Annotated in this window: 14 protein-coding genes, 1 pseudogene and 1 riboswitch; of the genes and pseudogenes, 1 reads left to right on the forward strand and 14 read right to left on the reverse strand. The window is 70.4% G+C overall.

Annotated elements, in window-relative coordinates:
* The 13 genes and pseudogenes from AC1D1T_RS10000 to AC1D1T_RS10060 form a co-directional block, all read right to left on the reverse strand.
* Window positions 1–281, reverse strand: a pseudogene (locus AC1D1T_RS10000) (aminotransferase); the annotation flags it as partial.
* A gap of 17 nt (window positions 282–298) precedes the next feature.
* The gene (gene nusB / locus AC1D1T_RS10005) at window positions 299–853 is read right to left on the reverse strand and encodes a transcription antitermination factor NusB (RefSeq protein ID WP_477839329.1); all 555 of its coding nucleotides are present in this window, start codon (window positions 851–853) and stop codon (window positions 299–301) included.
* Window positions 850–1,314, reverse strand: a complete 465-nt coding sequence (ribH, locus tag AC1D1T_RS10010; RefSeq protein ID WP_477825434.1) for a 6,7-dimethyl-8-ribityllumazine synthase — start codon at window positions 1,312–1,314, stop codon at window positions 850–852. The genes nusB and ribH overlap by 4 nt, the downstream gene beginning before the upstream one ends.
* An 18-nt stretch (window positions 1,315–1,332) precedes the next feature.
* Window positions 1,333–2,430: a bifunctional 3,4-dihydroxy-2-butanone-4-phosphate synthase/GTP cyclohydrolase II gene (ribBA, locus tag AC1D1T_RS10015; RefSeq protein ID WP_477825433.1), complete on the reverse strand. Its 1,098-nt coding sequence runs from the start codon at window positions 2,428–2,430 to the stop codon at window positions 1,333–1,335.
* A gap of 122 nt (window positions 2,431–2,552) precedes the next feature.
* Window positions 2,553–3,179, reverse strand: coding sequence for a riboflavin synthase (locus AC1D1T_RS10020; RefSeq protein ID WP_047504605.1), 627 nt, complete (start codon window positions 3,177–3,179; stop codon window positions 2,553–2,555).
* A 17-nt stretch (window positions 3,180–3,196) separates the two neighbouring features.
* Window positions 3,197–4,339: a bifunctional diaminohydroxyphosphoribosylaminopyrimidine deaminase/5-amino-6-(5-phosphoribosylamino)uracil reductase RibD gene (gene ribD / locus AC1D1T_RS10025; RefSeq protein WP_477825432.1), complete on the reverse strand. Its 1,143-nt coding sequence runs from the start codon at window positions 4,337–4,339 to the stop codon at window positions 3,197–3,199.
* A gap of 8 nt (window positions 4,340–4,347) precedes the next feature.
* Complete coding sequence (locus tag AC1D1T_RS10030) at window positions 4,348–5,439, reverse strand: hypothetical protein (protein WP_477825431.1); 1,092 nt, start codon at window positions 5,437–5,439, stop codon at window positions 4,348–4,350.
* Window positions 5,439–6,653 carry a hypothetical protein gene (locus tag AC1D1T_RS10035; protein WP_477825430.1) on the reverse strand — a complete coding sequence of 405 codons (1,215 nt, stop codon included), beginning with the start codon at window positions 6,651–6,653 and terminating at the stop codon, window positions 5,439–5,441. The genes AC1D1T_RS10030 and AC1D1T_RS10035 overlap by 1 nt, the downstream gene beginning before the upstream one ends.
* The gene (locus AC1D1T_RS10040; RefSeq protein ID WP_477825429.1) at window positions 6,650–7,309 is read right to left on the reverse strand and encodes a PulJ/GspJ family protein; all 660 of its coding nucleotides are present in this window, start codon (window positions 7,307–7,309) and stop codon (window positions 6,650–6,652) included. The genes AC1D1T_RS10035 and AC1D1T_RS10040 overlap by 4 nt, the downstream gene beginning before the upstream one ends.
* A 10-nt stretch (window positions 7,310–7,319) precedes the next feature.
* Window positions 7,320–7,865, reverse strand: a complete 546-nt coding sequence (locus tag AC1D1T_RS10045; RefSeq protein ID WP_477825428.1) for a GspH/FimT family pseudopilin — start codon at window positions 7,863–7,865, stop codon at window positions 7,320–7,322.
* A gap of 158 nt (window positions 7,866–8,023) precedes the next feature.
* Window positions 8,024–8,467 (reverse strand): transcriptional regulator NrdR, encoded by a 444-nt coding sequence (gene nrdR, locus AC1D1T_RS10050; protein ID WP_047504593.1) that lies wholly within the window; start codon window positions 8,465–8,467, stop codon window positions 8,024–8,026.
* 29 nt (window positions 8,468–8,496) lie between these two features.
* Window positions 8,497–9,750 carry a serine hydroxymethyltransferase gene (gene glyA, locus AC1D1T_RS10055; RefSeq protein WP_465111815.1) on the reverse strand — a complete coding sequence of 418 codons (1,254 nt, stop codon included), beginning with the start codon at window positions 9,748–9,750 and terminating at the stop codon, window positions 8,497–8,499.
* Window positions 9,751–9,814: 64 nt separating this feature from the next.
* A riboswitch (ZMP/ZTP riboswitch) is annotated at window positions 9,815–9,954 on the reverse strand.
* A 24-nt stretch (window positions 9,955–9,978) separates the two neighbouring features.
* Window positions 9,979–10,908: a lytic transglycosylase domain-containing protein gene (locus AC1D1T_RS10060; RefSeq protein ID WP_477991834.1), complete on the reverse strand. Its 930-nt coding sequence runs from the start codon at window positions 10,906–10,908 to the stop codon at window positions 9,979–9,981.
* A 268-nt stretch (window positions 10,909–11,176) separates the two neighbouring features.
* Here AC1D1T_RS10060 and AC1D1T_RS10065 point away from each other — a divergent pair, with 268 nt between their 5' ends.
* On the forward strand, window positions 11,177–12,730 hold the full coding sequence (locus AC1D1T_RS10065) for a UbiD family decarboxylase (protein ID WP_477828278.1): 1,554 nt from the start codon (window positions 11,177–11,179) through the stop codon (window positions 12,728–12,730).
* A gap of 214 nt (window positions 12,731–12,944) precedes the next feature.
* On the opposite strand, the gene AC1D1T_RS10070 is transcribed toward AC1D1T_RS10065, so the two are convergent.
* Window positions 12,945–13,754, reverse strand: coding sequence for a YdcF family protein (locus AC1D1T_RS10070; protein ID WP_477991835.1), 810 nt, complete (start codon window positions 13,752–13,754; stop codon window positions 12,945–12,947).
* Window positions 13,755–13,884: the final 130 nt, after the last annotated feature.

Raw genomic sequence — 13,884 nt, forward strand, 5'->3', positions numbered from 1 at the left:
ACCTGGAAGCGCTCGGCGTACCAGCGGCTCAGCCGCTCGCGCAGCGCCGGCAGGCCGGTGGCCTGCGTGTACTGCGTGCTGCCGCGCTCCAGGCATTCGCGTGCGGCCTGCTGCACCAGCGGCGGCGCGGTGAAATCTGGCTCACCGATGTTCAGGAAGATCATCGGCCGGCCGCCCTGCGCGGGGTCGCAGGCGGCGGTGCGCGACAGCTCGACCGCCGCCTTCGCGCACTCCATCACGTAGAAGGGCTCGATGTGGTCCAGGCGGCCGGCGAGCTTCATCGCTGCGTCGCGCCGGGTCAGCGTCGCTGGGCGCGGAACGCCGCCACCTCGACCGGGCGCAGGTCGAGCGCCGCCTTGTCGAGCACGCCGTTCACGTACTTGTGGCCGTCGGTGCCGCCGAAGCTCTTGGCCAGCTCGACCGCCTCGTTGATCGCGACCTTGTACGGGATGTCGATGCAGTGCTTCAGCTCGTAGGCGCCGATCATCAGCACGCCGTGCTCGATCGGCGACAGCTCGGTGGTCTTGCGGTCGACGTGGCGCGAAAGCACCGCGTCGAGGTCGGACGCCTCGGCGATGCAGCCGTGCAGCAGCGCGTCGAAGTGCGCCGCGTCGACCTTGTCGAAGCCTTCCTGCTCGCGCATGTGGGCATCGACCACGCCGACCTCGGCGCCGGACAGCAGCCACTCGTACAGGCCTTGCAGCGCGGCCTCGCGCGAGCGGCGGCGCGACGACTTGGGCTGCGGCTTGCCACCCTTGTGGCCGCCCTTGCCCGCGGGCTTCTTCGCGGCCGGTGCATCAGCCGCCGGTGCGTCAGCCGCCGGGGCGGGGTTCTTCGGTTCGGTCTCGCTCACGACAGGTCTTCCAGCAGGTTGGCCATCTCGACGGCGACGCGTGCGGCGTCACGGCCTTTCTCTTCGACGCGGGCCCAGGCCTGGGCCTCGTCCTCGACGGTCAGGATGGCGTTGGCGATCGGGATCTCGTGGTCGAGCGCGACGCGCGTGACGCCGGCGCCGCTTTCGTTGGACACGAGTTCGAAGTGGTAGGTCTCGCCGCGGACGATGCAGCCGAGCGCGACCAGTGCGTCGTAGCGGTCGCTCGCGGCCATCGCGTTCAGCGCCAGCGGCACCTCCAGCGCGCCGGGCACCGTCACGTGCTTGATGTGCTTGGCGGCGACGCCCAGCGCGCCGAGCTCGCCGATGCAGGCGTCGGCCAGCGCCTGCGTCAGCTTGTCGTTGAACCGGGCCTGCACGATGCCGATGCGCAGGTCGGTGCCGTCCAGGTCGGCCGCCTGGCCCTTGTCTGCTGCTTGCATGTCAATCCAGTCGGTCGTTCAGTGTTCGGGGGCGACGAAGCCGGTGACCTCGAGGCCGTAGCCGGTCATGCTCGGCATGCGGCGCGGGCTGCCCAGCAGCTTCATCTTCGTGACGCCCAGCTCGCGCAGGATCTGGGCGCCGATGCCGTAGGTGCGCAGGTCCATCTGCGCGCGGGCGCGCGCCGGCGCCGCGGGGGTGTCCTGCCAGTGCGACAGCAGCGACTGCACGTCCTCGCCGCAGTTCAGCAGCACCGCGACGCCGCGCTGGCTGGCCTGCAGCGTCGCGAGCGCCTTGTGCAGCGGCCACGAGTGGCTGCAGGCGCCGGTGTCGAGCAGGTCCATCACCGACAGCGGCTCGTGCACGCGCACCAGCACCTCGTCGCTCGTGTCGATGCTGCCGTGGCTCAGCGCGAGGTGCAGGCCGCCGGTGCGGTCGCGGAAGGCGGTGCAGTCGAAATCGCCCTGCGCGGTGGTCAGCGAGCGCTGGCCGATGCGCTCGATCAGGCTTTCGTTGCGGCTGCGGTAGCCGATCAGGTCGGCGATGGTGCCGATCTTCAGGCCGTGTTCCTTCGCGAAGACCTCCAGGTCCGGCAGGCGCGCCATCGTGCCGTCGTCCTTCATGATCTCGCAGATCACCGAGGTGGGGCTGAGGCCGGCCATCGCCGCGAGGTCGCAGCCGGCCTCGGTGTGGCCGGCGCGCATCAGCACGCCGCCATCCTGCGCCTGCAGCGGGAAGATGTGGCCGGGCTGCACGAGGTCGGTGGCCTGCGCATCGCGCGCGACGGCGGCCTGCACGGTGCGGGCGCGGTCGGCGGCCGAGATGCCGGTGGAGACGCCGGTGGCGGCTTCGATCGAGACGGTGAACGCGGTGCCGTGGCGGGTGCCGTTGCGGGTGGCCATCGGCGGCAGCTGCAGGCGCTCGCAGCGCTCGCGGGGGAGGGTCAGGCAGATCAGGCCGCGGCCGAAGCGCGCCATGAAGTTGATCGCCTCGGGCGTCACGTGGTCGGCCGCGAGCACCAGGTCGCCCTCGTTTTCGCGGTCTTCCTCGTCGACGAGGATGACCATGCGGCCGGCGGCGAGCTCGGCGATCAGTTCGGGTACGGGGGAGATCGGCATAGCCTGACATTGTATGGGCCCCCCAGTCGCTTCGCTCCTGCCCCCGAGGGGCGCCACCCCTGGGCCCGGCGGAGCCGGATCCCGGGGCGTTGCTTGATGGGGCCCTCGGCTTCGCCTGGGGCTTACTTTGCGGGCGCTGTGGCCAGCATGCGTTCCACGTACCTTGCGATCAGGTCGATCTCGAGGTTGACGGCGGAGCCGGCCGCCAGCGTGCCCAGCGTCGTGTTCTCGATCGTGTGCGGGATCAGGTTGATGCTGAACTCGCAGCCCTCGGGCCGGTCGTCGACGCGGTTGACCGTGAGGCTCACGCCGTTCACCGCGACCGAGCCCTTGTAGGCGAGGAAGCGGCCGATGTGGGCCGACGCCAGCACGCGCAGCTCCCACGATTCGCCGACCGGCGCGAAATGCGTCACGCGGCCGATGCCGTCGACGTGGCCGCTGACGAGGTGGCCGCCCAGCCGGTCGTGCGCCCGCAGCGCCTTCTCGAGGTTGACCGGGCCGGGTTGCGACAGGCCGGCGGTCTTGTCCAGGCTCTCGGCCGAGATGTCGATCGTGAAGCGGCTGGCGGCGGCGTCGAAGGTGGTGACCGTCATGCAGGCGCCGTTCAGCGAGATGCTGTCGCCCAGCTGCACGTCGTCGAGGTAGTGGTCGGGGGCCTGCAGCGTCAGTTGCAGGCCGTGGGAGGCGTCGGCGCCCAGCGGGCGGACGGATTCGATGCGGCCGAGGCCGGAGATGATGCCGGTGAACATGGGCGTGATTCTCGCAGTCAGAACAGTTCCCGCGCCGACGGGCGGGCGATCACGCGCAGGTCGTCGCCGATGCGGTCGACCGCATGGAAGCGCAGCGCCGCGGCGTCGTCCAGCCGCTCCAGCGGGCCGAAGGCGGCCAGGTCGCGGCCGGCGCCGAGCAGCTTCGGCGCGAGGTACACGAGGTACTCGTCGACCAGCCCCTCGCGCACGAACGAGCCGTTCAGCTTGTGGCCGGCCTCGACGTGCAGCTCGTTGATGCCGCGCTGCGCCAGGTCAACCAGCACGGCGGCCAGGTCGACCTTGCCTGTCGGGCCGGGGCGCAGGATCACCTCGGCGCCGGTGGCCGCCAGCGTGGCGATGCGGGCCGCCTCGGGCGCCGCGGCATACACCAGCACCTGGCCGGGCGCATCGAGGATGCGCGCGGTGGGCGGCATGTCGAGCCGCGAATCGATGACGACGCGCAGCGGTTGCCGCGCGGTCTCGACCAGCCGCACATCCAGCCGGGGGTTGTCGTCGAGCACGGTGCCGACGCCGGTCAGCACCGCGCCGGCCCGCTTGCGCCAGGCGTGGCCGTCGGTGCGCGCCGCCTCGCCGGTGATCCACTGGCTGGCGCCGTTGTTCAATGCGGTGCGCCCGTCGAGCGAGGTCGCGGCCTTCAGGCGCACCCACGGCCGCCCGCGCACCATGCGCGAGAAGAAGCCGATGTTGAGCTCGCGTGCCGCTTCGCCCAGCAGGCCGGATTCGACCTGCACGCCCTGTGCCCGCAGCCGCGCCAGGCCCTGGCCTGCCACCAGCGGGTTCGGGTCGGTGACGGCCGAGACGACGCGCGCGATGCCGGCGGCCAGCAGCGCATCGCAGCACGGCGGCGTGCGGCCGTGGTGCGAGCAGGGTTCCAGCGTCACGTAGGCGGTCGCGCCTGGCGTCGCATGGCCGCGCGCGGCGGCATCGCGCAAGGCCATCACCTCGGCATGCGGCCCGCCGGCCTGTTGCGTGTGTCCGCGCCCGATCACCTGGCCGTGGGCGTCGAGGATCACGCAGCCGACGCGCGGGTTCGGGTCGGTCAGGCCGATGGCGTGTCCGGCCAGCGCGAGTGCTTCGCGCATCGCGGCGTGGTCGGCGGGCGTGAACGCCGCGGCGTTCGGGGGCTCGGTGGGCGGCATCGGGCGGGTCAGGGTTGGTGCTGCACGGTGTCCAGCAGGGCGTCATTGTGCGTCGCGATCGCGCTGCCGTCCGGGCACGGCTGGTCGCCGCGCACCACCAGGTAGTTCTGCTGGAACAGTGCGCCGTGCACCGTGGCGTAGCGGGCCGGGTGCTCGTCGTTGCGGTCGATCGCGCCGCTGCCGTCGAGGTCGGTGCTGTAGCGGCACACGCGCTGGCTGCCGGCGCGCGTGCCGACGCTCCAGCCGAGGGGTTCGATTTCGACCCGGCCGGACCAGCCGGTGGCTGGCGGATCGGGCACCACGCAGCCGTAGCGGACGAAGCGCGCACCGGCGATGGCGACGGGCTGGATGGCGCAGCGGACGAGCCGTGCCGGAGGGCCGTCGAGCGCGAGGACGACGCCCAGCGGCAGCAGCGGGTCGCCCGGCGTCGCAGGGTCCGGCGGCGTGCTGGCCGAGAAGCGCAGGTGACCGCTCAGCACGGTGCCGCTCGCGGGTTCGCAGCCGGACGGTGCAGCGCTGCAGCGCGCGACGATCGCCCCATCCGCATCGCCGAACAGCCAAGCCGCCGCCCCCGGCCCGCCGGGTTGCCAGAGGCTTCGATCGGGGGCGGTCGAGATCGATTCGAACGGGATGTCCGGCGCACGCCCGAGCGGCCGGGCGATCGCGATGTCTTGCGGGGCGAGGCCCAGCACGGCGTCGTAGACCGGCGAGAGGCGCGGCACACGGGCATCCAGCTGCACGCGATGCAGTCCGCCGGCGGGATGGCGCCAGTTCACGACGACGCTGAGGTCGCGCAGGGCGGGCGCCTCGGCTGCATCGGATGCTTCGGACGGCTCGCTGTGGCTGAGCTCGAATGGTGCCGGCGCCGCGGTGGCCGGTGACGATGCGGCCGCGCCGCGCAGGCGATCGAACTCCAGCCGTGCGAGTTGAAGCGCATCGATCCGCTGCCGTGCCGCGGTGCGGGCATGGCGCAGTGCGTCCTGCTGGTTCAGCAACGCTGCCGACAGCAGCGACACCAGCAACAACGCAAGCAAGGCCTCGAGCAGGGCGGCGCCGGCGGCCACCGGGGCGGCGGGTGGCCCCTTGAAGGAGCGGTGCATCAGAAGTCGCGCCAGCTGCCGGGCACGCGGGCCCAGGTGCCGCAGCACATCTGCAGGCGTTCGATGACGCTGCTGTCGTGGTCGATGCGGGTCGGCCCGGACAGCAGCAGATCGTCCTCGGCCAGCAGTGCACCGTGCAGCGTGGCCCCGGCTTCGTCGCGCCACTCGGCGTTGCGCAGGTACAGCACGCCGTGGATGCGCGCCGGCCCGCGCAGGTGCACCGCACCGTCGACCACCAGCAGAACCGGTCGTGCGGGCGAGCCGAGCTGGGTGGCGCCGTCCAGCCGCAGGCCGCCGTCGAGCCAGAGCAGGGTCGCCGACCCCGGCGGCGCGAGCCGCCGGGAGATCTCGTCGTCGCAGGGCCGCGTGCAGGTCACGAAGCGCGCCGCGGGCTGGGCCTGCCACGTCGTGCGGTTCATCCGGAAGACGCTCGCGAAGAACTGCGCCGCGTCGACCGAGGCGAGAGCCGCATCGGCACTGACGATGGTCGACAGCGCGGGTGCACCGGGCGGGCCGACCAGCCTGGCGTCGCCCGGGTCGGCCTCGGCACCGGCGTGCAGCGTGAGGCCGCCGCTCGCGATCCCGTGGTGCACGACGGTCGGCCCGCCCAGCAGCTGCACGGATCCGCGCGCCGTGATGGCCGCGACCGGCCGGACGTCGATGGCCGGGATGCGGGCCGCATCGGCCCAGGCCCGCGCGACGTGGACCGCTGCACCTGCGCCCGCAGGTGCCAGGCAGGCGGTGGTGTTGCCGCTGCAGCCGATCGACTCGATCGTGGTGACACCTGAGGCGGCGCTGCCCAGCCGCAGCGCGAAGGCCTGGCGGGCCGCGTCGCCGTCGATGTCGGCGCTGCTCCCGTCGGCCGCTGGGCAATGGCATGACCAGGCCCCGCCGATGAACGAGCAGGACGGCATGGCGGGCGTCCCCTGGTAGCGCTCGCGGAAGGCTGCTCCCTCGGCAGCGGGCCGGCAGGCGTCATCGACGGGGCGTTCGTCGTTGAGCCGGGCCAATGCCCATGCGAGCCCCGACTCCGCCGCTTCGGCGGCCTGGGCGGCGCGCATGCGGTTGCCGGAGGATTTCAGCTCCTCCCATGCCACGCGGAAGGTGTACGTCGCGGCCAGCGTGAGGGCCGCCGCGACCACCAGCACCAGGATCAGCGCCACCGCACCGGATTGCCCTGAAGCCGCGCCGGGGCCGTGCATCCGGCGGTTCATCCCGGACACCCGCCGACCACGGCGTCATTGCGCACGCGGGCTTCGACCAGGGCCTCGCGCGCCGCGCCGCTGGCCGCTGGAACTCGATCGGTGGCCAGGGCCTGCAAGCGGATGCGGACCTGGCGTTGCAGCTGGTAGGGGCAGGCCCCGGCATCGCAGGGGCGGCTGCAGAACTCCCGCAGATCGATGCGCCGGATGTCGGGCGTGAGCTCCAGCCGCGTGACCCGCATCGAGGTGGCGTCACTGAGGGCCTGCCAGTGCCCTGCGCCGAACGCCATCTCGATGACGCCGCTGTGCAGCCGGTAGCCGAAGCGGCTCGGGGCGATGCCGGAGGCCGGCGTGGCGGCGTAGTCGATGCTCAGGCCGTCACCGCTCGCGGCGAGTGCGATGGCGGGGTCGGCCGAGCCGGCCACGGCTGCGGTGCCGGCCGGCACACGATGGCCGGCGCGGGCGAGATCGCGCGACATCACCTCGGCGATCGTCTGCAGGTCGTGCGTGAGGCGCAGATCGGCCAGTTGCCGATGGGCGTCCTGCAACTGGAACGTCAGCAGGCCCAGCGCCAGGACGACGACCGACAGGCCGATCGCCAGCCCCGCCATCAGCTCGACGAGCGTGAAACCGCGCCGCTGCTGCGGCAAGGAGAACGTGGAGGCCATCGCCACCCCTTCAGCAGGCACGGTAGCCGGCCACCGCGCCCTGCGGCGAGCAGCTGCGCACGCGGCCGAGCAGGTTGACGACATGCTGGATCGCGAGGCCCGACGCGCTGGCCAGCCGCAGCGTGGCAGCCGGCGTGCTGGTGCCGTGCTGCGCGTCGAAGCTCATCGTCGGGACATTGGCCTGCAGGCTGACCTGCTGCCCGGCCTGCAGCGCGACGTGGCGGATCGCCTGGCCGCCGGCTTCGCAGGCTGCCTCGTCTCGTGACGTGCAACGGCACGCGTCGATCGCTCCGACATAGACGACGTAACAGTTCGACGGCGTCGTCACGCCGCGAAAGCCGATGCGCACATTCTGGTTGCGGCCGATGGCTTCGCTGCGCGCGAGGCGCAGGTCGGCCGCGAGTTCGTTCGCGACGCCTTCGAGCCGCCGCACCTCCATCCAGCGCTGCAGGTTCGGCGCCGCGATCAGCGCGAGCACGGTGCACACCGCCACGCACACCATCAACTCGATGAGCGTGAAACCCTCGGCCGATCGCGGCCTGGCAAGCTGAAACATGTTGGATCCCCCTGATGAACGGACGCGGACTTTAGGAAGTGCCGCGCCGCCGGCCACTCCCCCGATGGGGGGAGAAGGGGGTCAAAACCACCCTCGGATGTACCGGTACGTGAGGGGGTTTCAGGGGTTTTGTGTGATTTCGGGAGATGCGTACCGGTTCAGATGTCCCGGATCAGCTGCCGGAACTCATCGACGTCTTCGAAGCTGCGGTAGACCGATGCGAAGCGCACGTAGGCGACCTTGTCGATGCGCTTGAGCTCGCGCATCACCAGTTCGCCCAGGCGTGTCGATGGCACCTCCTTCGAGCCGCTGTTGAGCAGCTTGTCCTGGATGCGCTCCATCGCCGCGTCGATCTGCTCGACGCTGACCGGCCGCTTGCGCAGCGCGAGCGTCATCGAGGCACGGATCTTCGAGGCGTCGAAATCGGCGCGCGTGCCGTCCTTCTTGACGACGGACGGCAGCGCGATCTCGGCGCGCTCGTAGGTGGTGAAGCGCTTGTCACAGCTCTGGCAGCGGCGGCGCCGGCGCACGACATCGCCCTCATCGGACTCGCGCGTCTCGACGACCTGCGTTTCCTCGTGACTGCAGAACGGGCAGCGCACGGCTCAGCGGCCGGTGACCGGCAGGCCGGTCATCCGCGGTACACCGGGAAGTCGCGCGTCAGCGCGGCCACCTTGGCCTTCACCGCTTCGATCACCGACTCGTCGTTCGGCTTGTCCAGCACGTCGGCGATCAGGTGGGCGGTGGCGCGGGCCTGCTCCTCCTTGAAGCCGCGCGTCGTGAAGGCCGGGCTGCCCAGGCGGATGCCGCTGGTGACCATGGGCTTCTGCGGGTCGTTCGGGATGCCGTTCTTGTTGCAGGTCATGTGGGCGCGGCCCAGCAGCGCCTCGGCTTCCTTGCCGGTCAGGTTCTTCGGGCGCAGGTCGACCAGCATCACGTGGCTCTCGGTGCGGCCGCTGACGATGCGCAGGCCGCGCTCGATCAGCGTCTCGGCCAGCACGACCGCGTTCTTCGCGACCTGCTGCTGGTAGACCTTGAATTCAGGCGCCAGCGCTTCCTTGAAGGCCACCGCCTTGGCGGCGATCACGTGCATCAGCGGGCCGCCCTGGATGCCGGGGAAGATCGCGCTGTTGATCTTCTTCGCGATGGCTTCGTCGTTCATCACGATGATGCCGCCGCGCGGGCCGCGCAGGCTCTTGTGGGTGGTCGAGGTGACGACATCGGCATGCGGCACCGGGTTCGGGTAGACGCCCGCGGCGATCAGGCCGGCGTAGTGCGCCATGTCGACCATGAAGTACGCGCCGACCGCCTTGGCGACCTTGGCGAAGCGCTCGAAATCGATGCGCAGGCTGTAGGCCGAGGCGCCCGCGATGATCAGCTTCGGCTTGTGCTCGTGGGCGAGGCGCTCCATCGCGTCGTAGTCGATCTCTTCCTGGGCGTTCAGGCCGTAGCTGACGACCTTGAACCACTTGCCGCTCATGTTCAGCGCCATGCCGTGCGTCAGGTGGCCGCCTTCGGCCAGGCTCATGCCCATGATGGTGTCGCCGGGCTGCAGCAGGCCGAAGAACACCGCCTGGTTGGCCTGCGAGCCGGAATTGGGCTGCACGTTGGCGTGGGCCGCGCCGTAGATCTGCTTGACGCGGTCGATCGCGAGCTGCTCGACGATGTCGACGTACTCGCAGCCGCCGTAGTAGCGCTTGCCGGGGTAGCCCTCGGCGTACTTGTTGGTCAGCTGGCTGCCCTGCGCGGCCATCACGGCCGGCGAGGCGTAGTTCTCCGAGGCGATCAGCTCGATGTGATCTTCCTGGCGCTGGTTCTCGCTCTGGATCGCGGCGAAGAGCTCGGGGTCCACCTGGGCGACGGTGGAGTGGGTGCGGTCGAACATGGCTGGCAGTCCTCTTCAACAGAAGACCCCGGGGCGGATCATGCGAGGCGGACTCACATGGCCACGGGGCTGCCCAGGCGAACGGCTGAACCGGTGCCGGAAACCCGGAACCGGCTGCGCTTCCCGGTGGTTCACCACCTCAGGCCGACGGGCGTCACGCTGATCGTGACATCCCGGACCCCATCGCCAGTTGCGCAGCCCGCGGAGTGTACCGCGGCCCCTGCCGCCTCAGCGCAGCGAGGCCACCTGGTGCATCGTGTGGGCTTGCGAAGCGATCGGCGCTGCCGACACCGGCGTCGGCTCGATGACCGCCGGCTCGGCCTGCAGCGGCGTGCTCGGCAGCGCGACCGGCGTCGGCACCACCAGCGGCGCGAACACCGGCACCGACTTGCCGTCGGCCACCATGCGCAGGTGCTCGCGCTCGGCCAGCACCTTGCCGGCGTAGCCGCCGTCGTCGTTCAGGTTGGCGGCACCCACGTAGAAGCGCAGACCGGCCTCGACACCGCCGGCGCGCGCGATGCATTCCTTCAGCACCAGCGCGCCGACCCGCAGGTTCGTCACCGGGTCGAAGGCCGCATGGTTGCCGCCGAAGGCTTCGTACTTGTCGTCGTGCACGCGGGTCATCACCTGCATCAGGCCCTGCGCACCGACCGAGCTCTGGGCAAACGGGTTGAAGCTGGACTCGATCGCCATGATCGCGAGGATCAGCGTCGGGTCGAGCCCGGACTTGTTGCCGACGGTCCAGGCTTCCTTCACGAGCCGGCTGACGGGCTCGGGGGCGACGCGGTAGCGGCGCGAGATCCACAGCGCGACGGCGGCCTGCTGCTTGGTCAGGTCCCTGGGGTCGGCTGCGGTGGCGCGGCTCACGGCATCGGGCTCGACCAGGTCGGTCAGCGCCTGGGCGGTGCCCTCGACGCGGGCATCGTGGCGCGCCCGCAGCCAGTCGAGCGCGCGGCTCTCGGCGGCATGGCGCAGGTCGGCGCGGCTGCCCATGAACAGCACGATCGCGACGATGGCCAGCCCCAGCAGGGCCAGGCCGTTGTGGCTCACTTCCAGCAGGCCGTGACCCACGTCACGCAGAAAGACCGCGCTCGACCGAGCGGCGGTGTGGCGGGCGTCCTGAAATCCCGCGATCCATTGTTGAAGCGCTGTCGTCATGTCACTCCTTGTCAGTCCGTCTGGCGCCTCCACCCGCCGCGGCACGGGGCCCGAGGGGTGCGAGAGGTGACGGTGATAATCGACCGCGGTTCGACTCCGGGAGTCTCCGGAACCGCTCCGTCGGCTTGCTCGTCGGCAGCGTGGTCCCCGCGGGCACCTCGTGTGCTCTACGGGTTTACCCTGATCAGTTCTCAAGGTGTCGCGAATTCTAGGAACTGGATTCATAACCAGTCAAGGATAAGGATGCCGTTCTTCATAACTAAAGAGAATGAAATACCGTGACCTGAGGGACTTCATGGCGGGCCTGGAACGGGCCGGCGAGCTCAAACGCATCGCCGAACCAGTCTCCGCGCGGCTGGAAATGACAGCGATCAGCGACTCCGTGCTGCGCGCCGGCGGTCCGGCGCTGTGGTTCGAGCGCCCCGCCGGTTACAAAATTTCGGCCTTGACGAACCTGTTCGGAACGCCTCGGCGGGTCGCCCAGGGCATGGGCGCCACCGAGGTGAGCGAGCTGCGCGACGTGGGTCGGGTGCTGGCCAGCCTGAAAGAACCTGAGCCGCCGAAGGGGCTGAAAGATGCCGGCCGTTTGTTACAAATGATCAAGGCGCTGTGGGACATGAAGCCGGCCGCGGTCCGGTCGGCGCCGTGCCAGCAGGAGGTGCTGCAAGGCAGCGAGGTCGATCTGGGCGAGTTGCCGGTGCAGACCTGCTGGCCCCTGGATGCGGGGCCCCTGATCACGTGGGGTCTGGTGATCACGCGCGGCCCGCAGGCCTCGCCGACGGCGCGGCGCCGCCAGAACCTGGGCATCTACCGCCAGCAGGTGATCGGCCGCAACGAGGTCATCATGCGCTGGCTGGCGCACCGGGGCGGGGCGCTGGACTTCCGCGATTTCGCGCTCGCCAACCCGGGCCAGCCGTTCCCGATCGCGGTGGCGCTCGGCGCCGATCCGGCGACCATCCTCGGCGCCGTGACGCCGGTGCCCGACAGCCTGTCCGAATACCAGTTCGCCGGGCTGTTGCGCGGCAGCCGCACCGAAGTGGTCGACACCGCGGTCGGCGAGCCGGGCTGGATGCTGCAGGCGCCGGCCGGTGCCGAGATCGTGCTGGAAGGCCACATCCCGGTCGTGCCGGCCGGCTTCATCGGGACCAGCGAGCACGGCGTGCCGTTGAAGGAGGTCGGCGGCTACCTGCATGCGCTCGAAGGGCCGTTCGGCGACCACACCGGCTATTACAACGAGCAGGACTGGTTCCCGGTGTTCCGCATCGACCGGCTGACGCGCCGGCGCGATCCGATCTACCACTCCACCTACACCGGCAAGCCGCCCGACGAGCCGGCCGTGCTGGGCGTGGCGCTGAACGAGGTGTTCGTGCCGATCCTGCAGAAGCAGTTTCCGGAGATCGTCGACTTCTACCTGCCGCCCGAAGGCTGCAGCTACCGGATGGCGATCGTCAGCATCCGCAAGAGCTATCCCGGCCATGCGAAGCGGCTGATGTTCGGCATCTGGAGCTTCCTGCGCCAGTTCATGTACACGAAGTTCATCGTCGTGACCGACGACGATGTCGACATCCGCAACTGGCAGGAGGTGATCTGGGCGATCACGACCCGCATGGACCCGGTGCGCGACACGACGCTGGTCGAGAACACGCCGATCGACTACCTCGATTTCGCGTCGCCGGTCAGCGGGCTGGGCGGCAAGATGGGGCTGGATGCCACCAACAAGTGGCCGGGCGAGACCGCGCGTGAATGGGGGCGCAGCATCCGCATGGACGCCGAGGTGGAGCAGAAGGTGGCGCAGATCGTCGCCGGCGTGATGAAACGCTGACCATTGCGAAATCGGCGCAGATTCCTCGAATGAGGCCTTGAATCGCCGCCGAGCGTCGTCTAAGTTTGGTGGGCCTGCATGCAGGCATCCTCACCGGCGCAGTCCCTGCGCACCAGGAGCCCTGGACCCACTTCCTCCGGAGCCCCGAGTTGGCAACGTCAGTTGCCCGCCCCTCCCACCGCAAGGTCGGGAGGGGTTTCGTCTTGTGGGGCAGTCAAGCGCGGACCAAGCTGCCGATCCACTCGTGCAGCGCGTTGCGCACATTCATGAAGCCGCGCGTCGTCGGCACCCATTCGAGCGACTTGGTGTCGACGCGCAGCGCCAGGCCCATCGGCGCCGGCTGGATCTTGACACTGCCGCGCGCTGCGTCCTCGAACATCGCGACCGCGCGCGGCATGTGCCAGCCGTGCGTCACCAGCACGATCTGCGTGATGCCGGCCGGCTTCAGCAGCGCGACAGTGCGGGCCGCGTTTTCGCGGGTGTCCTTCGACTGGTCCTCGACCCATTTCAGCGGGTGAGAGAAATCCTGTGCGGCGATGCGCGCCGCCGTCTGGGCTTCCGGCTGCCCGTCCGGCTGGGCCCAACCGAGACCACCGCTGAAGCCGACCGGCAGCCCGGTCTGGCGGCCCAGCCACACGCCATAACGCAGGCGTTCCAGCGATTGGGCGTTGAGGTTGGCCACGCCGTACTCAGGTGCCAGCGCCTCCTGCCCGCCGCCCAGCACGATGATCGCGACCGGCTGCTTCGCCTGCGCCGCCGTCCTCAGGTCGTTGATCTGCGCGGTGCTGAGTGCCGCCGGTGGCTTCAGCGCCACCTGAATCAGGAACTGCGCCGTTCCGTTGCAGGCGCTGAACCACAGCCCGAGCGTGGCCACCATGATCACCAACCAGCCGAGGCCGCGGCGCGGCAGGATCAGCCGGGCACCGATCAGCACCAACAGCAGCAGCGGCACCGGCGGCAGCACGAGTGCGCTGAGGATGGGCTTCCAGGATTCGATGCCGAGCAGGGTCAGCAGGCTGTTCATGCGCTGGTTCCGGGGGGGAAAGGTGGACAACGGCCGGCAGGAGGCGCCGGCATGGCGGCTGGATTGTGCCGATGAGTCAGCGCTCACAGGTGTGAATCGTTCACACTTCCCGGCCCGCCCTGGCACCGTT

The sequence above is a fragment of the Rhizobacter sp. P2_H3 genome, assembly GCF_056403355.1.